Below are 19,062 nucleotides of genomic sequence, written 5' to 3' on the forward strand. Positions count from 1 at the left end.
TCGAATTTAGCTGTTGTCTTCGTCGAAGAAAGCGTCCACCGCGGCGACGACGAACGTCTCGTCCCAGTCATGCTGATCCCATTCCAGGAAACGCTGACCAGGCAAAATCTCGGATTGCAGCAAGCCCTCTTCGGCATGTGAAAGACCTGCGACGTGGCCTAGTTCGTGAAGCAAAACCGAAATCAAATCGATCCGCCCGTCGGCTTCCGAACCTTCCGCGGCAATCAGTCGCGTTGTGCCACTAGAAGTATCGATGCGGAATTCGGCTGCATCTTGCGGGGTCGGATCGACGAACCAGCCCCATCCGGCTGCGTTGTGATCGAGATAAACCACATTGCCCACCGTCGACGCAAGCTGGCTGCCGGCGAGATCGACAATCTGAATGGAGACAAAGTTCGCTGTGGGCGATGCTTCTTCGGCAACAACCACAGGAGGCAGTGCCACCTTGATTGCATCGACATCCTCTTGCGTCAGCGAAGCAGCGCCGAGCGACGTGTTTTCCAGAGGGGCCACAATGAAATTCGCACTGGCGGAAGCAAGCAGGTCAAAAGCGTAGCTGTAAGCATGCGTTCCGGCGTCGAAAGTATCGCCGAACGCGGCTCGGAAATAACCGAGCCCACTTCCCAAGAGATCGCCGGACAAGTCAAAGTCAACGAAGTTCGAGGTATTGCCACCCTTCGAGTTGAGAAGCATCGCGTAGTCCGAAAGCCCAACGCGGCCGTCATCGTTTAAGTCATAGATCATCGGCAGCAACTGCGTTGGCACGTCGGAATCTATCGATGGATCGGAAACGCTTCCCACGCCATCTACCGTCAACGAGACATTCGACACCGAAGTCAGGAACTGATCGAATCCGGTGGTCAGCGTTTCACCCACCTTCGGAGCATCAAGGCCGTTCGCTACCGGAATAAATCGCACGCGTCCCAGCAAGACCATTTCGCCAGCGGCGAGTCCTCCGGCCGAAGAGGTGACGTTAAGCGTCGCCGTCCCTAAGCCGTTGTTCACACCAGAACCACCGGCCACAGTAAACTTTGGACCGATGATCATCGAATTAGCGCGATAGATGCTTGTATCGAAGTTAAGCGTGAGCCCCGCGGCGGTGATGTCGCTGCCACCGGTTCCGGTCGGCGAAACCCAGACTTCGACCCAGAATGAATCCCATTCACCGATCAGCAAATCGCTTTGCGGACGGTCGCCAGGGTATCCGAGAAAGTCCGTGTCGGTCAGGCCCTTGGTTACTGTCAGCGTGAAGTTCGACGAATCACGGACATCGACGCTTACCGTAGCGGTCGACTCCATACCCTCGTCGTTGATCGTGTAAGTAAATGTGTCGGAGCCAGAGAATCCAGTCGCTGGCGAATAAAGAACTTGATCTCCGACAACGATAACCGATCCACCGGCGGATGTAGTTCCCGACGCCAACTCGATCGTTACTGTGTCGTTGAATTCGTTGACGTGTCCTTTGTTATCGTTCTTCAAAACCTGCAGCATCGTTGCCGTATCGCGATCGGCAATGAAAATGTCGTCGTACGCTTCAGGTTCATCATTCACTGGGGCGACGATAATCGAAACCGTTGCCGCCGCTCCACTGATGCCGTTTTCGTTGTCGGCAACATACTGAAACGAAACCGTTCCGTAATAATCCGCTGGCGGCGTGTAGGTCATCTCTCCCGTTGATTTGTTGATAGAGATTTCACCAACGGCTGGCTGCGTTACCATCCGCAGCGTCGACGGAATGATGGTTGTTGCCGACTCGGTATCGTTCGTCAGTGGATTGAAGCTGACCAAATTGTCTTCGTCGACATTGATGATATCGTTATTGAGCGTTGGGCGATTCGCGACGGTGACGCGAATCGTTTCGTAATCCAGCTGACTTGTCGTTGTGAAGTCGTCGCTCAGTTCATTCGAGACCGCGACCACAATGCTGTAGACACCGGGAGCGAGTCCGGAGCTTGTATTGATCTGCATCAGCCCGGTCGAGTTGTTCACTGAATAAACAAGACCAGTAGGCGCCAACACCGAGAGCTGACCGCCGGCGAGATAGATGTCGGTTTCGTCGTAGAAGAACAGTTCGTCTCCATCCAAGTTGATCGCACTCAGTTGGAACGTGAAACTGCTGCCAGGCGTGAGCGTCACGTCTGGAACATACGACAGAAATGGCCGACTCGTGCTACCGTTGGGCGCGTAAGTGGCGTTGAACGATTGGCTCAGCGAGTTTCCTTGTCCGTCGGAAACGGTCACCGTGATGGTTTCAGTGCCCGAGGCTCCTTCAGGAATCTTCAACCGCAAGATGCCGTTCTCTAAATCGACAAACGTCGACACCTCGTCCATCACGACCGACCAGTACGGCTTGTCGTTGCTGTCAGTCCGGGAAGTACTGATTGACTCGCGAACTTTTTCGCCTTCGGTTAGATGGCCGAAAACGGTGTGCTGAAAATCAAGATGCGGAGCGAGTCCTTCCATAATGAAGAACTGCGAATTGTTGGTGTCGTCCAGTGACTTGGCGAACGACAGGATGCCGGTACTGTTGTGACGTAGATCAGGGTCGTATTGATCCTCGAAGTCTGGCAAGCTGGAACCACCCGTTCCGTTGCCGTTGGGGTCGCCCCCTTGAAGCACGAAGTCGCTGAAAACTCGATGGAAGATCAACCCGTCGTAGAAGCCGCTCTCGGCCAGCGTGATGATCCGCGACGTGGCCCGACCGGCTTCTTCCTCGAACAGGTAGAACTCCATCGTGCCGTATCGGCTGGTATAAATGCGAAGGCTTTTGTTGCCTTGCATGACGGAAGCGATCACCTCGCCAGAAGAAGAGGTCACCGTATAAGTCAGCGGCTGCCCTGTCGGTGAGTAACCATCGAGTGGAATATGGTACGACTGCCCCGAGATCAAGTTCGTTTGATCAGGAATCTCTTCAAAATAGAGCGGCTCGCCCTGCGGGATCGTCACCCCGGTGTATGCGAGCAGTTCTTCGATTTCAAGCACGCCGGTTACTCGAGTACCGTCGGCAAACACCCAAGTAGGCAACTGCGAAATGTTGTTGGCCACACCTACTTCGTTGAGCGTATGATCCGGATTGCTCACTTCGATAAAGGGAAGATCGAAAGCTCCTTCGCCGAACTTCTCTTTTTGCTCGGTACAAAAGGGACACCAATCCGCGCCGAAGAACTTAGCACCGCTGGCCGCAATTGCTTTAGCGAGCGCTTTCATGTCGACGTTGTCATAGGTAACGCCACCGACGGTGATCGATTCGCCTTCGAGAGTTAGCGACTCGTTTCCCATTCCCGCGTCAAGCAGTTCACGAGATTCCAACTGCTGGCCCTGGTACTTCCACTCTCCCTGTCGCCGCTTGGCCGTAGATACCGGCGCCAACCGTAATCGTTTTAGCTTTGCAGCGAAAACAGCCAGAGCAGAAAGGATCAGCAGCAATCCCATCACAACGGCGGCGGCAAGCAAAGCAGCAGGGAAGATATCGGACATAGGGCGTGAGTCACGTTAAAAGCGAGCGGGGTGGAAACAAATCCAAGCTGGAAAGGAAAATCCGGAACGATTTACTCGTTCTGGCAAACCACATTCCAGAAATTCTATGGTAGTTAGGAGCCTATCATTTGCCAACGAAACGGGGCGATATTCCCGCGCATACAACTCCCCAGGTGGCTTAGACGCAGTGTGTGGCCGATTCGTTCCGACCGGCGCATAAAAAAACGCGGCTCGAGCTAACTCGAGACCGCGTTTGGAGTTTGATTCGTGCGAGGAACGTTAGTCGTTCGCCGGGCGCTGGGCCGAAGGAATCACGCGCTTCTGGATGTCGGTTTCCAGTGGGCCGAACGCAGCTTCGTGACGCTGAACCGCCATGTGCAATGCACCCAGCATTCGCTTGGCAGTGTAGTAGTTCAGGATGATTCGCTGATTGACTTTGATTTTGTCCTGACTTTGCACCATCGGCTGGGTGTTCAGACCGAAGTCAATGATCAACTCTTCTGGAGTACCTGTCACGCGGCAGAAGTTCGCGTAACCAGCGAGTGCACCAGATTCGTCCAGTTCGACTTGCTTAGGAGCTGCGGCGGCAGGTTGACCTTTGTTTTCAGGGGCGTCCGACATGTATTTTGTCTCCTTGGGATTTAAACGTTACCGTGACGGTATTGGGCTAGTGTAGTCAGGGGCCCCCGTCCTTTAAGATGGCCAACGCCTAGTTTGGCACATCCTTCTTGGGCTTCAACCAGACCTAACCGGTACAACCGGAACAACTGGTCGAATCTCCGCGACACTGCGTAAGCTGGCGACTACAGGTAGAAATGGAACGTGCGGGAAATGTAACGCCACATCCGGCTGCCCAGCGGTTCCCACTGAACCCAGACTTTCGCGCGACCACGCATGCCGAGCTTCAGTTCGTCCTCGGCGGCAACCAAGGGAACTTGAGCGGGGAACGTTGCGTTCTGTGGCCGCATCCGCCCGGTTTCTGGATCGGTGACCGAAGGCAAGTCGCCCCCTTGCTGTGTGCTGAGCGAAGGCGGAATGAACGCAACCTCTTTGCTACCCATCACTGCGATCCGGCCTTTGAAAGTCCGGCCGGGGTAAGCGTCAAGCTTGATCTCAACTTCCTGCTCTGGAATAACCAATTCGATCTGATCTTGATCGATGTAAAGAACAGCCTCCATGTCGTTGGCGTCGCCAATCTGGCAAACGACATCGCTCGTCGAGAGATGGGCCCCTTGATTCTTCACGTCGAAGATGGAACCCGACCACTCCGGCAAACGGCCATCGTCTCCGGTATGGGCCTTCTTGTCTGGCACGGGAAACACCGTTCCGTTGATTGGGGCCGGTACGTCGATCAAAGCCACTTGCTGTCGCTTCTTTTCAAGCTGCTGCTCCAGCGAGTTGATTTGCTGCTGAACTTCAACGTAGGTCTGTTCGATTTCCGAACTTTGTTCGGCTCGCAGTCGTTGGTTGTTGAGGGCCTCGTGGAGAACTTGCAACCGCTCCAGTTCGTTCTCGATCTCGGATAGTTCGAGCAACAAGTCGAGATTGGTCACGCGGGCCAATCTCGTTCCTTGTTCGACATACTGTCCTGGCTTAACAAGCATTCCGTCGAGTTCGCCTGGCACGACAACGAAAACGCTCTCGGCATTGCTAGGCTGGACTTCTACCGGGCACTTTACCCACTGGGGCACAGGAATGTAAACGATTCCCGCGATCACTGCCGCCACGGCCGAGGCGGTGATCAAGACATTCTTCCGCTTCACCTGTGACATTCTCCCAGGGACATACAGGAACTTACACAACTGGTAGATGGGCATCACCACCAAACCATAAACGCCCGCCAAGGCAATCATTTGCCCGATGACCTTCAATCCGTACGGTTCGAAGACCTGATTCAAAAAGAGCATGATCGAGGCGGTCACGACCAGGCGGTAAATATTCGAGGCAACGGTATACAAACCGAAGAAAAACTGATTCCGTTCCGGCAGGAAAGGATCGTCCGGCAGTTCCATCCCGAGGCAATACTTCGACATAAAGCGGTGCAGCACGCTGCTCGCTTTTTGCCGCATGTTCGGCACTTCCATGATGTCCGACAGAATGTAGTAACCGTCGTAACGGAGCAGGGGGTTACCATTGAAGATCACCGTGCTCACCGAACTGACAAACATGACTTGCAAGGCAAGGTGATTCAATAAACCAGGCTCGCTGAACCACCATATGAATGTGGCAATCGAAGCCAGGAAGACTTCCACATACATCCCTGCCGCACCGATCATCGCTCGATGCCATTTGTTGGGCAGCATCCACGAGTCGGAAACGTTGCAGTAAAGACAGGGAGTCATCACCAGGAACATCACGCCCATTTCGTGACATTCGCCGCCATAGCGTTTACAGGAAAGTCCGTGACCAAATTCGTGCAGCACTTTGGTAAACGCCAAGACGCATCCCAATAGCAGCCAGTTCGATGGGCCGAAGAACTCTTGGAACGATGGCAAGCGACTCCGAAAGACATCGTTCTGCACCGTTACCAACGTAACCGCCGCAGCACACAGCAGAAGCACTAAAATAAACGCCGGCCCAGTAAAGAACCATCGTGTGTATGGGTTCAGTGCGTTCAGCAATCGGTCAGGGTCAAAGCCCTTGAAACGAACGGCTAGAACGTTCGACATCAACTGGACTTTTTCTTTCCACTTCCGTTCGTCTCGGCGCGACTTGAGTTGCCGGCCTTGATCCATGGCGGTCGTGATCACCAACCCACTGCGATGCAGCGTACCAATGAACTGCTGAAGATCGGAAAAGCTGATCTTCTGCGGAGCGAACTCTTTCTCGAATTTGTCTTTGATGTCCTGCAGCGAAGTCTTACCATCCAGCATGTTCAGGATGGCATACTCTTCTTCCTGAAAGCGGAAGTAGTTGAGGCCTAGCGGCTCTTTCACGACCCAGTAGCCACGTCCCTGATAGGTATGCTTACGTGCCGAAATATCAGGTCGAGCACGTAGCGGCAGCGGACGACTGCTACTGGCAACCAAACTGTCTTGAAGACTGACCAAAGCTCAAATCTCGGGGTGGGGGAGGGGAGTAGAGCGACGCGAATGCAGTGGAGTTATTGACGACGTCCACTGAATTGAGCACTGAGGGTCGACGGACGATCGAGGTGAACCGTCACGTTGGCCACATCCCCAGGGAACAACATCCATGAATTGGTCGAAGGTTGGTTCTGCACTTCGGCGGTGAAGTCGAAATGGCCGGTCGCGTCGATCTCGGGACTAGCGAAAACCACGGTCCCTTCAAACTTGATCATGCCGCCAGGTGTTTCGGCTTCGACAGTGACCGGCTTGCCGATCACCATGCCAGGCACGAACTTGTCAGCATTCAGCGATCCATCGACCTTCAATCGCTTGAGGCCCACAACACGCATCAAAGGGTCGCCAGGTCGAACCCATTCTCCTTCTTGGCGATACTTCTGAACAACGACTCCGTCGATAGGCGTAGTCACTTTGCACTTATCGATCACCATCTCGGCAGCTTCCATTTCAGCCTGAGCTTCCCCAGCGGTCATGCCGGCGACTTTGAAGTTCATGTCGGCTTGTTCGGCTTGGAGGAGTGCTTTCTCCCATTGAAGCTTGGCTTTGCGAATGGTGATTTCAGCAATCGCTCCTTTCACGCCTTTGTTGGCTGCTTCCAACTGCTCGAACTCAGCCTTCGAGACTTCGGCCGCTTTGGCAGCGTACTTAATATCGACTTGGTTGGTCGCTTGTTCGGTTGCTTTGTCCCATTTCAACTTGGCGATCTCACGCTGCTTCACCGGCAGTGAATCGTCGATCTGGGCAATCTCGGTTCCTTTCGTCACGTAGTCTCCACGTTCGACAGGAATGGAAACGAGCACCCCGGTTTCCTGGGCAGGAACATTCACTTCGTCAATCAACGAAACGAGGCAACGCTCGACTACCACTTGCGAAGCAGTCGCATCGGTGGGCGTTTGAGCGGAAACTTGTCCGGCAATCAGTAGCAATGTGGCAGCCGAAAGAATGACAGACTTGGACATAGGTCTCTTACCTCGTGCGATGATGTTGCCTGCTTGCTCGGTGCAGGCCAATAAAAGGTGTTTCAAAGGGATTGCGAAAGTGGATTGCCGTTAGAACAAGATCCGCGATTCGATAAATTCGAACACTTCATGGAACCAGGTATATCCCAGCGGAGCCGTTCCGCAGTGTACCTTGGCGGTAGCGGTGGCACCGGCTCGAAGGTGTTCGATGTCTTGCTTGTCGATTGCGACTTTCAGCTTGACGATCTGCCCCTCCGTGGAGTCTGGCTGAGCAAGTCGCTGAATCTCGGTAACTTTACCAGTCAGCTGACGCCCTGGATCGCTGGCCATGATGTAAGTCACGTCCAACGCTTCCGAATCTTGCTGATGCTCCAAGGCATACTGAATGTGTTGAATCCGTTTTTCTGGCATACGGATTTCCAAAATCCACTCTTGGGAAGGATCGATCACCGTCATCAAAACCTGGCCAGGCGTGACGGGACGTTGCATCAAATTGTCTCGCACGTCCCACGTGACAATCTCGCCGCTGATGGGACTGGCAACTTCCAAGCGGGCCATCTTTTCTTCGATCAACGCGACTTGTTCGTTGAGATGTTCGTACTTCTGACGAGCCTGACCGAGATCGATCGTCAGCTGTGTCGCTTCGGATGGATTCCGCATCGTCTCTGGTCGACGCTTACGAAACTCGAGTGCCTGAAGCGTCGTCAACGTTTTTTCACGATCGCCGGTGAACTGTTTGTATTGACGTTCGAGCTCGGTATTTCGCAACTTCGCGACGAGCTGGCCTTGCTGGACTTGATCGCCATGATCGACCGGCACTTCGATGACTTCCCCTTCCACCGCGACAAACACTTCTCGCTGGACAACAGGAGTCAACGTGGCGGAACCAGAGACTTTGAACGGAGCGGGAATCAAAAACAACGCCGCGATAATAGCCGCGACACCAGCCACGGCGAGAACCGTTTTGGGCAAGTTACGCGCGGTAACGAGAACCTTCGATTTGCCCAGCAACCGCCAAACAGGCGTTAACGGAATCGAGTTGTAATCGATCGCGTTAGCCAGGGCGCGACTGCTGTGCTCGGAGATCAGCTCAACCCCCTTCGAGAACTCTTCCTGCTGCGAACTGTCTTCGATTTGCTCGACGACCAACGCACCGAGAATCTCGCCTTGGAATTGACGCTCCTCTTCACCCTCTTCCCGCTTCATGTTGTCGGTCGCATGTTCCGGACGACGCAGTGGAATCACCGCAATCGTTTTGGTGTGCGACTCGTCAACGTAATCGTGAACGGCCGTTTCAAGCTGTGGCGAAAGATCTTCGGTCTGGCCGTTGAACCAGAACGGCTCGCCGGTTTCGATGACGCGTGACGCCAGCTTTCCGAGAAGTTGAACCTGGCTTGAACGGGCATCGAAAACATCTTGGCCGCTAACCGCTTCGACCTTCCAGCGACCACGACGCAACACGACCGAAACGCGGTCGCAACCGATCAAGCGTCGGCCCTCGTTAGCGATGGTGTAGGCCGTTTGACGCAAGTCGAGGTTCTCGTGCACGGCACGGCTGAACTGCTCGATCTTCGACCACAACGATTGACGGTCAGAGAAGTCGCGCAGTTTGCGGTTCTTGAACCAATCGGTAGCCAAACCGCACATCTGTTCCAGGAAGCGAAGATACCCACGCTGACTGTTTGGAGCCGAGTTGGGACGCTGGAAGATTTCGATAACCCCTTCGACTTTGTCTTCGACACGAATCGGGGAAACGACCAGCAGTTGATTTGTTGGATTGCCAGCGGAATTTTCTTCGGCACCGCCAGACTGCGGAGCGAGGAGCTGGGCCTCGGACCCTTTGAACATGCTCTCGATCAAACGAAGGTGACGAATACCTTCGTCGCTCTTCGGATCGACAAGACCTCGGGCCAAATTGATTTGATAAATCAGTTGCGGGCGGCGCTGTTCGTCGTAAATCCACGCAGCACCACCGACGGCGGCCAAAGCGGAAACGACTTTGGGCAGCACTTCCTTGAAATAATCCTCTGGAGGGACATCCCGTTTGGAAAGCTGGGCAATCTCCTGAATCAGGCCTCGAATCTGCTTCTTGGTGCTTTCGAGGGTCTCGGGATTCACGGACGAGGGCTCGGTGGACATGCCGGGACTATTCATAATGGGAATTTAAGGTTAGAGGCCGATCGATTTGCGATCGTAGAATCCTACGTCTCACCATAACAAGGGAGGTGAGAATCGAAAATCTTGAAAGCCGAAAAGGAACCAACCAGCGATGCTCGGCGCAAGGATGTAAGGGTTGGAAGGGTCGTAACGCCGAAGAACTCTACTCTGTTCAAAGCTTGTTTGTTCGCTGCGTGGTAAGAAGTTAGGGAGAGTTTCCTGTTTCCGGATGCTGGCAATAAGGTGCCAAAACGCAACATTCGACGGACTTGCCGATTACTTCGTTCCAACAAGATGCCAAAGAGCATCACTCTGGTTAATCTGGCGAATCCAGATAAGGATCTTGGCCCATTTCGCGGTGCATTTTCTTCCGCTGCTTCTCGTGATAGAGCAACACTTTGCGGTCGCTAAAGTGCTTCTTCTCAATCTTTCGCTGAGCCTTTTTGAATAGTTTGGCATAACTTGGCAGCTCGCCGGTGCGGTTTTCGCCGTAAGCGACTAGCTTCTTGTATCGATGCGGGCCTAGTCCGACTAGCAAACAGTCGTCGTCCAGTGCCATGAACTGCCGCGTACTGCCGGGGTCGCCTTGTCGACCGCAACGTCCGACCAGCTGACGGTCGATTCGGGCCGAATCGTGCAATTCGGTGCAGATCACATGCAAACCGCCCAAGTCATGGACACCTTCGCCGAGCTTGATGTCGGTACCACGGCCGGCCATGTTGGTTGCGACGGTCACTTTGCCAGGTTGTCCGGCGCGGGAAACGATCTCGGCTTCGACGGAAACCTGGTGGGCATTCAGGACTTCATGTTCGATACCGGCCTCTTCCAATAGTTTGGAAAGATGTTCGCTTTTCTCGATGGTTCGTGTGCCGACGAGTACTGGACGGCCTTGAGTGTGGATCTCTTGAATCTCATCCACAATCGCGGTCCATTTGGCCTCCTCGTTACCAAAAACGCGATCAGGCCATAGCTTTCGCTGTGGGATGCGGTTGGTAGGGCATTTGATCACGTTCAGCTTATAGATCTTTTTGAATTCGCCCTTGGAACTCGATGCCGTTCCTGTCATACCGCCGAGATGACGGTAACGAAGAAATAAGTCTTGAACAGTGATTCGAGCCGCTTGCCCAGTGGCTACCGTCACTTCGACGCCTTCTTTCGCCTCGATCGCCTGATGGATGCCGTAGCTCCACTTTCGACCTTCGGCGATACGTCCCGTCGACTCATCGACGATGACCACTTCGCCGTCGCGAATCACATAGTGTTGACCACTATGGAAGTCGCGTTTCACTTTAATGGCACGCTCTATGTAGTCGTACAGATCGACCAATCCGACCGTATCAAGCAGTTTCGGCTTAGGGACCTGACGTACGAGCAACCGCCCCGACACCGTCAGTTCGACCGATTTTTTATCGTGGTCGTATTCGAAGTGCTTATCTTCCTCGAACTCTGGCTCACTCTTCGCAGCCCATTGGTGACATGCCACAGCGACTTTTTCTGCTTCGCCCGGAATCGAACTGATCACCAAGGGAGTTCGGGCATCGTCGATCAATACACTGTCCGCTTCGTCGACCAACGCAAAGAAGTGTTCTCGCTGAACTGGCTCTTCGCTTTTCTCGGACTTGCCTGCTAGCAGCGGCCCCAGCACGCCGAGCCCTTGTTCGCGTGTTTGGCGAATTAGAAGACGATCGCGGAGGAAGTCGAAACCGAATTCTTTCGACGTCCCATAAGTAATGTCACACGCGTAAGCTTTTCGGCGATCGTCCGAGGACATTTGGGATTCGATGATCCCGACCGACATGCCAAGCATTTTATAGACCGGCATCATCAGCTCGGCGTCACGTGCGGCGAGGTAATCGTTCACCGTCGCGACATGCACCCCTTTGCCAGGCAGTGCATATAAATAGGTCGGCAAAGTTGCCGTTAATGTCTTCCCTTCACCGGTCTCCATCTCGGCGATCGAACCGTCGAACATGATCATGCCGCCGATCAGCTGCACTTCGTAGTGCCGCATGTTCATCGTCCGAGCACCTGCGATGCGTACCAATGCGAATGCTTCCGGCAGAAGCCGATGCAGCGGTTCGCCACTTTTGGCCCGGTGACGCAGGCCTAAACTGTGTTTTCGTAGATCGCGATCGGAAAGGTCCTTTAATTCGGCCTCGAAACGATCGATCAGCGGTAGCTTCGAGATATAACGAGCGAGCCCCGATCGAGTCACCTGGGAACAGACGGCCGACACAGGGTTCGAACGGAACTGTCGAGGCGCCCCTTTCTTGGGCGGCTCTGGCTTCTTGGTTTCTTCCGCTTGGGGCGGTTCCAACGTTTGTTGCTCGGTATCCAACAGGTCTTCTTCCCTAGAGGTGCATAGCCACTTCGGCTGGGGGTGTCGATCTAATGATAGACGTCATCAGATTTTAGTATGAAAGACAACCCTCTTTGTTCCCAACTTTCAGCCAACTCTTTCGACAGATTCATGGAAGTTGATTGGTCGGCTGGCCCAACCAACCCGCAAACTTGACGCAATCACCCCACTTTGCCTTTTCTGTGTGTTTGATGGTGCCAAATAACTTTCCTGCGGAGAATTCCGTTTATACGGGTTGCACATTGCTTTTTGTTTAACCGGCACATGCTGAACGGCCGACATTCCTAATACGTCCGGAATAATCGTACGCGGACCGTTCGAGTGCCAGGGCTAGCGTCCTGACAAAAGAAAACATTCCGCCTGATAGGCCCCTGGTTTTTGAACCGCCGGGTTTATTCATGGCTATTCGATTTTGGATGTCCATAAGACGCAAGCGGTAGCTCTTGTAACTCCTTCCGCTGGTCGGAACGAGGCAGGGCCTTGGGAGCGACAGCATTAGTTTGCGAGCACACAACATGAAGCTTAACTACTCCACCCTAGCTTTCTCGATCGTCGCGTTGGTCTGCGGGACCGGACGATCCTTTGCCCAAGAGGGTTATGCTCCGATGGGATCCCCATATCCTGCCGGTGCTCCTGCTCCCTACGACCCAGCCGGAATGCAGCCACCAGGCATGCATCCTGGTTATGCCCCTCAGGCAATGATGGGCCCCATGGGAGCTCCGGGACCTATGATGGGCGGCCCGGCACCTTACGCTCAGATGGCTGCGGCAAACGCTCACGGCCAAATGAACCCTGGCATGGAATACGGCGGACCTGTTGATGGTTCTCTGTACGAGCCAGCCGGCGATTACGTTCAATACGAAAACTTCCCAGGCGACGCTTGTGGAAACGGCTGTGCTTTGCCACCACGAGCTTACGGCAGCTTCGATACGCTGATCGTCTGGCGACATGGCGGGAACTTCCCAGCGATCCTGACGACAAGTGATCCTGCCGACGAAGGTGTTCTGGGTGCCCCAACGACTCAGATCTTGTTCGGTGACGAATACGAATCGGGCGATGCCAACATCGGCGGTCGCATCACGATCGGTTTGTGGCTCGATGACTACCAAAACTGGAGCATCGGTGGTCGCTTCATGGGTCTCGTTGACGAAGGTGCGGACTACTCGACCACGTCGAACGAATTTTCGACGCTCGCTTTCCCATTCTTCGATCCTGTCTCTGGCATGAACGATTCGTTTGTTGTCGCTCTGCCTGGTAACGGTACCAACGCTGCCGACAATACGACGGTCAACCTGACCAACGACAACTCAGTGTACATGGGCGACTTGTTTGTCACCAAGCACATCTATACCAACCATGGCAATCGCTGGGACTTCGTCACCGGTTATAGCTATGCCAAGATCGAAGACAGCTTCAACAACAACACGACGTTCACCGCTCAAGATGCTGGTTCGACAAGCTTTCCACTTGGTTCGGTGGTCAACGTCCAAGATAACTTCGACGCAACCAACGAGTTCCATGGTGGTCAGTTCGGCTTGATCGCTGAATTCCAAGACGGACCATTCAGCTGGCGAGCCATGGGTAAGATCAGCGTGGGTGGTATGAAGCAGGAAGCTACCGTTTCCGGTGCCACGACGATCGACGGTGCATTTGCTCGCAACGGTGGTGTCTTCACCAACGATGCCAACATCGGCACCTACACTCGCGATCAGTTCGCTTACATTCCAGAAGCGACTGTCGACATGATCTACGCTTACAACTGCAATCTCGACTTCAAGATCGGTGCCAACTTCGTTTACTTTAGCGATGTTGTGACCGGGGCAACGATGGTCAACACGACGGTCGACCCAAGTGCATTCAACCCAACCGCTCCTCAGTTCAACTTCATCGAACAGGACTTCTGGGTTCTCGGCATGACGCTCGGTATGGAATACCACTACTAAGCCGAAGCACGCCTTCGAGATCAAGAAACAAAAAGAGCCGGGCTCAAACGAGTCCGGCTCTTTTTTTGTTTCTTGCCGTCGCGATTACATGTTCGCGAAGGCGGCATCAACGGCGGCCAGGTTCGTCATGACCTGCGAAGCCGAGCCATTAATGCGGATGATCATCCCTTCGCTCGTGTTGGCCACGATGCGATAGCCAGGCGTCGACGGCGAGAAGGCTTGAACCACGAATTGTGGCTCTTCGACCCCGTCGACACTTACTTCAAAGGCAATCTGAGCCGAGCCAGTGGCTGGATCGAGGTAAGCGTATTCTGGTCGAATACGAACCAGGCGATCCCAACCCATGTCGACTGCGAACCATTCCAGATTGGTCGTGCCGCCACTCTTGGAGAAGGCCAGAACAATGCTGTTTTCCGTGTTCGATCCGATCGAATCACCAAACCCGATGTACTGGGCCTGACGTCCGAAGTAACCGAAGTTCAGTCCGGTGTACTGACCACCTTGCCCATTACCAACGGTAATACCGCTGATGGTGTTACCTGTGACGGTAAATCCACCGGTGGTCGTGTAGCCCTTGATCAGGAAGCGAGGATCAATGACTCGCACCGAATAAGTGCCTTCATCGAATCCGGAGAAGCTGTAAGCTCCTTGCGAATCGGTGGTCGTCGTTTCGATGACCGTGCTTCCGTCGAGCAGTTGAACTGTGACACCACCGATACGAGCTTCCGGACTTGCGTTGGTGCCGGCGTTATCGTCGACGTTGCCATCTCGGTCGACGTCGAAGAAAACGACGCCAGAGAGCAAGCTGTTGAACTGCGTAGTGAAGGTGATCGTACCTTCGGTGATCTGACCGCTACCGTCGTCGACACGATAAATAATCGATTCGACCAGGCCAGGTGTGTTCGAGATGTAGGTGAACTCGCCGGTTGGCTGATCCATGTCGTCCAGAACTGGAGTGAACGTTCCTTGTAGATCGGAAGCATCCAGAACGTCGCCATTGATGTCGAAGAACCCAACGAAAGTTGGCGTGTCGGAATCTTCGCCTGGCAACACGTTATCCATGATGTCGATGACGTCGGATTCGATGCCCGATTCCACTTCGACTTCAAAAGGATCTTCGATAAGCTCTACCGGCTGATTGACTTCATTGATGAAGACATAGACGCCTGCCGTGGTTGTCCCGGCATTATCGGTCATTCCGCTGTCGGTCATCGTGTACTGGAAGTTTTCGGCCAAGCCACCCAGTCCATCGGGAACCTGGTAAAGCAAGACTTCATGGGAATCGACGCCCATCAGTGCAGCGATTTCTGGAACGCTTTGGGCGTTCTCTTGGATGATCACGTTACCTTCGGCCGGCTGGGTTACCGAGTCGATGTTGAATCGCGAGCGATCCCCCATCACCAAGTTGCCATTGCCATCACGGTCGTTGGCCAAAACGTCGAGCACGTAATACTCGACATCGTTAATGGTGACTTTCGGTGGCGTGCTGCTTTCGTCGTCGCCGAAGAAGTCTTCGTTTACATCGTATGCATCGAAGTTGGCGCCATTTTCCTGCTGAGCCTGGACAACCAAATTGACACTACCGCCAACAAAGCGGACGATTTCCGCGGTGCCGGAACCGTTGAGGTACGTCGCATTCAGGTTTTCGTCGGTATCGATGTCACCGTCACGATTCTCTTGGTTGAACGAACTGACCGTATCGTTCATGTCGTTGCCAGGAAGCGTGTAGTCCTGGATCAAAACCGAGAAATCGGTACCGCTCATGTCGGTTTCGGCAATCGATCGCAACCGAATCGAAGCCAACAGTCGCGTTGCCGTCGGATTCTGAGCGGAGAAGCCACCGATGTACTTTAAGACGCCTGGCTCGACAAAGCTGGCATCGGTGTTTCCATGAAACGCGCCGTAAGGAGTCACATTATTGGGAACCGTACCACCAGCTGGTCCGCTAAAGCCTGGGCCAAGTGTGATGGCGCTGGAGATAGGCTGATCCATCGCAAACAGCGTCGAATCGAACAGCACGTCGACGTAGGCTTGGTCGATACCGGAAGGGGTCGACGAAGTATCGGTGATGTAGATCTCAAGCGTGAAGTATTCGTTCACGCCGATCGAAGTCGAACCACCTTCGGCGGCTGGCGACCCCGAATCAGGAACAATTCGTAGATCGACGTCGACCGAGAAATCGGTGGAAGCGGCCTCCCCTTCGATCGACAACGCGTCGATGGCGGCCAACAAGTCACGGTTTGTCAAAATACCGTCGTTGTCGACGTCAAGGTAAAGCGTTTGCTCACCTTCGATCAAGCTGCGCTGGGCTGCCTTCTTGGAACGCAGATTGGACAACAACGTATCGACGTCCATCTGGTTGAACTGACCGTCTGCGTTGACGTCCAGTGGTTGGAAATCGTTGTGGACCGCCGACAGGAGGTCCCCCGCCAGCATGGACCGTGTTTCCAGGGGTTCCATTCGGCGAAAGCCTTGCTGCCGTTTGGCGCGTTTCTTCGATTTGGCAGGGGCGCGGTGCTGGCGGCTCTTGTTCTTTTTCATGGCGACCTACGGCAACCTATGTTTTCGATTAGGCAAGTGGCGAATTGAGCAACTTGGGAAATTAGGGTGATTTATTCAGCGTCGTTCAGACTAATTGGGCAAATTTGCGTTTGCAAACTTTTTCTTACCCTCGGTAGATCCCTCACCGGGAGGAAAATCCGCGTTATCCGCATAATTTCCCAGTTACCTAGCCACTTGGTCGCAGTCCGAGGCAGAGAAGTTCCTCTCGACTTGAAGAAAAGATTCCGAAAATCTTGGTTTTGCGTTCTCGGCCGGAACTAACGGGGCCGCAATCCGTCCAAATTAGAGACATGTCGCGACGATCTTAGGCGGATAATCGATACAACCCCTAAAGTCAGAACTACCAATGGTTTTGGAAGATTGCGTTCGCCAAACTCGCAATTACTCTGAGATCTAGGCCATTTCGCTCGCGGCTGTCGTATTCGTCGCTTTTCATCCCATTGTCAAAAGATTACCCATCTCTTGGGTGGCACCATCCGATCGCGTAACGCCATGAAAAAAGCAAATTCCCGCTCGGCCCAACGAAACTCTGTTCGCCGCCAATGGAATCATGTCGCTCGTCTCGAACAGCTCGAAGGGCGCGAAATGCTCAACGCGACCAACGAGTTGCTCTCGCTTCGCCTGGCCGCGACCGATCTGCATGGAAACGCCATCACCCAGATCACCCAGGGTGAAAGCTTCCTGATCAAAGCCTACATCGACGACCGACGTGGCGAACCAGGCGTGGTCGTCGAAGAAGAAGGGGGCGGACTGTTCGTTGTCGACTCCGACCCGTTTGGCTTTTACACGGCTGCGTTCAACATCACCTTCGACTCGGCCGGATTCGAATTCGATCCGACCTATGGCGTTAACGGCATCAAGTTTGGGCCGAACATCAACGCCATCGATACCATTCCCAACGCGCCCCAAACCGAATTCGATGGGTACGTGGGGATGATTAGCGTCCAAAATCAGACGCAAGGGTTCACCGGGGAGATTGAAGCACTCTCCATGCGGATGATCGCCCAAGCTCCGGGGGTTTACGACGTGGAAGAAGGGTTCAATCCTCACTTTCACTTCGACGTCATCGACCGTCAGTACGATCCCAATGCACCAAACGGCGAAGGCGCCCCGATTTATACCAACGGGGTTCCTCAACTGGAACGCTTGACCGGACAAGACTTTAACAACGCGACAATCGGCCAGGACGAGTATTTTTCGCTGCACCGTCTCGGGCAATACATCCTGACGGACGATGAAGATGTCTACTTTGAAGGGGTGGACTTAGAGGTGATCGCGGCGAGCACGCCAGCCGATTATCAGCTTCGCTACGTAACCAATCCAACACTCACTTCCGGGGGTGAAGTCAACACGCTTCCGTCGAACGTCGATACGATCGACGAGTGGAATTACTTCTACGTGGAAGTCTATGCCAAAGCTCCTGCGGGAAGTTCCGTTCAAGCAGGCGTCGTCGAGCTGAGCTACAACCCAGACGACTTCAGTTTCGTCAAAGCTTTCGGCCGTGTGGAAGATCCGAGTAGCCTTCGCTATTCGGTTACTTTGACCGATGTCGACGCTGAGAATGGTACCGTACGTATCGGCTACAGCTCACTTTCGACCGATCTTGGTGACGATCGCTACGCATTGATCGGCCGAATTCAGCTTCGTTCTGAAATGGAACTGACGGTCGACTATACCGATGGGGAACTGACCTACACCGAGTCGTCGGACATTTCACTCACCGAATCGAACGCGACGGTCTACGACCAAACGACGTTCGAGAGCTCGGTGATCGTGGGCTCGACAACGCCCGGCTATCATTTTGAAGTATGGCCGGTCATTTACGATGTTGCGAACGCCGGAGAAGACCGCCGCGTTGGACTATCCGACTTTGGTAGTTTCGTAGAGCAGTTCGGTAAATTCGTCAACGGAAACCCCTTGATCCGAAAGTTTGACTTTAATAACAGCGGCAAAGTCGACCTGGCCGACTATGGTCTCTTCGTCCAGAACTTCGGCCAATCTGCCTCGGCCCAATCTTCGCGAGTTTATCCAGCTGGTTACCCTGGCGACTTAGGGGGAGTACCGTTGATGGGCAGCTCGTTCCTGCTGGAAGGGGAACCTGTTGATACTCGCAGCACGCAGCCGACAAGCACGAAAGCGACGACGCCAGAGGTGGCCCCCAAACAATTCGATTCCGGTCCACTTTCGAGCGAAAGTTTTTCAACCACGCTGCCGCTGATGGCAAGTGCATCGTCCTACGTTTCGACGAATGACACGTCCGACGAAACGCCGGCAAACGATCCGGAAGAATCAACCGATGCCGCGATTGCCAGTTTCGATGAACAAGCCGATCTGATCGTCCTGACGGCATCGCAGTCGGAAGAAACGGAGGAAGATTCCACCGAAGGACCGACGTTCGCAGATCATGCCGACGAAGTTTTGGCCCTATGGAAAGAAGACGAACAGCTGTAACGCATTCGTAACCGGTCAGCGATAGCTGGCATTCTTCTCTTCCTTTTCCCAGCATTTCGGTCGCTGGA

Annotated in this window: 9 protein-coding genes; 2 read left to right on the plus strand and 7 right to left on the minus strand. The window is 53.9% G+C overall.

Features of this window, described 5'->3' with window-relative positions; genetic code table 11:
• Positions 1-6: 6 nt before the first annotated feature.
• The 6 genes from LA756_RS07540 to LA756_RS07565 form a co-directional block, all read right to left on the minus strand.
• Complete coding sequence (locus LA756_RS07540) at positions 7-3,477, minus strand: peptidylprolyl isomerase (protein ID WP_224439257.1); 3,471 nt, start codon at positions 3,475-3,477, stop codon at positions 7-9.
• 279 nt (positions 3,478-3,756) lie between these two features.
• Positions 3,757-4,098, minus strand: coding sequence for a DUF3467 domain-containing protein (locus LA756_RS07545; RefSeq protein WP_224439258.1), 342 nt, complete (start codon positions 4,096-4,098; stop codon positions 3,757-3,759).
• Positions 4,099-4,280: 182 nt separating this feature from the next.
• Positions 4,281-6,527: an HlyD family efflux transporter periplasmic adaptor subunit gene (locus tag LA756_RS07550; RefSeq protein ID WP_224439259.1), complete on the minus strand. Its 2,247-nt coding sequence runs from the start codon at positions 6,525-6,527 to the stop codon at positions 4,281-4,283.
• 53 nt (positions 6,528-6,580) lie between these two features.
• Entirely contained in the window at positions 6,581-7,522 is a 942-nt protein-coding gene (locus LA756_RS07555; RefSeq protein WP_224439260.1) for an efflux RND transporter periplasmic adaptor subunit, read from the minus strand.
• A 90-nt stretch (positions 7,523-7,612) separates the two neighbouring features.
• Positions 7,613-9,661 (minus strand): HlyD family efflux transporter periplasmic adaptor subunit, encoded by a 2,049-nt coding sequence (locus LA756_RS07560; RefSeq protein ID WP_224439261.1) that lies wholly within the window; start codon positions 9,659-9,661, stop codon positions 7,613-7,615.
• A 334-nt stretch (positions 9,662-9,995) separates the two neighbouring features.
• The gene (locus LA756_RS07565; protein ID WP_224439262.1) at positions 9,996-12,017 is read right to left on the minus strand and encodes a preprotein translocase subunit SecA; all 2,022 of its coding nucleotides are present in this window, start codon (positions 12,015-12,017) and stop codon (positions 9,996-9,998) included.
• A gap of 626 nt (positions 12,018-12,643) precedes the next feature.
• Between LA756_RS07565 and LA756_RS07570 the strand changes: the two genes are divergently transcribed.
• Positions 12,644-13,981 carry a BBP7 family outer membrane beta-barrel protein gene (locus LA756_RS07570; RefSeq protein WP_224439263.1) on the plus strand — a complete coding sequence of 446 codons (1,338 nt, stop codon included), beginning with the start codon at positions 12,644-12,646 and terminating at the stop codon, positions 13,979-13,981.
• An 84-nt stretch (positions 13,982-14,065) separates the two neighbouring features.
• Here LA756_RS07570 and LA756_RS07575 read toward each other — a convergent pair whose 3' ends face one another.
• Positions 14,066-16,522 (minus strand): SdrD B-like domain-containing protein, encoded by a 2,457-nt coding sequence (locus LA756_RS07575; RefSeq protein WP_224439264.1) that lies wholly within the window; start codon positions 16,520-16,522, stop codon positions 14,066-14,068.
• A 513-nt stretch (positions 16,523-17,035) separates the two neighbouring features.
• Between LA756_RS07575 and LA756_RS07580 the strand changes: the two genes are divergently transcribed.
• Positions 17,036-18,994: a hypothetical protein gene (locus tag LA756_RS07580; protein ID WP_224439265.1), complete on the plus strand. Its 1,959-nt coding sequence runs from the start codon at positions 17,036-17,038 to the stop codon at positions 18,992-18,994.
• The last annotated feature ends 68 nt before the right edge of the window (positions 18,995-19,062 follow it).

Origin of the sequence: Bremerella sp. TYQ1, assembly GCF_020150455.1 — a bacterium.
Classification (GTDB): domain Bacteria; phylum Planctomycetota; class Planctomycetia; order Pirellulales; family Pirellulaceae; genus Bremerella; species Bremerella volcania_A.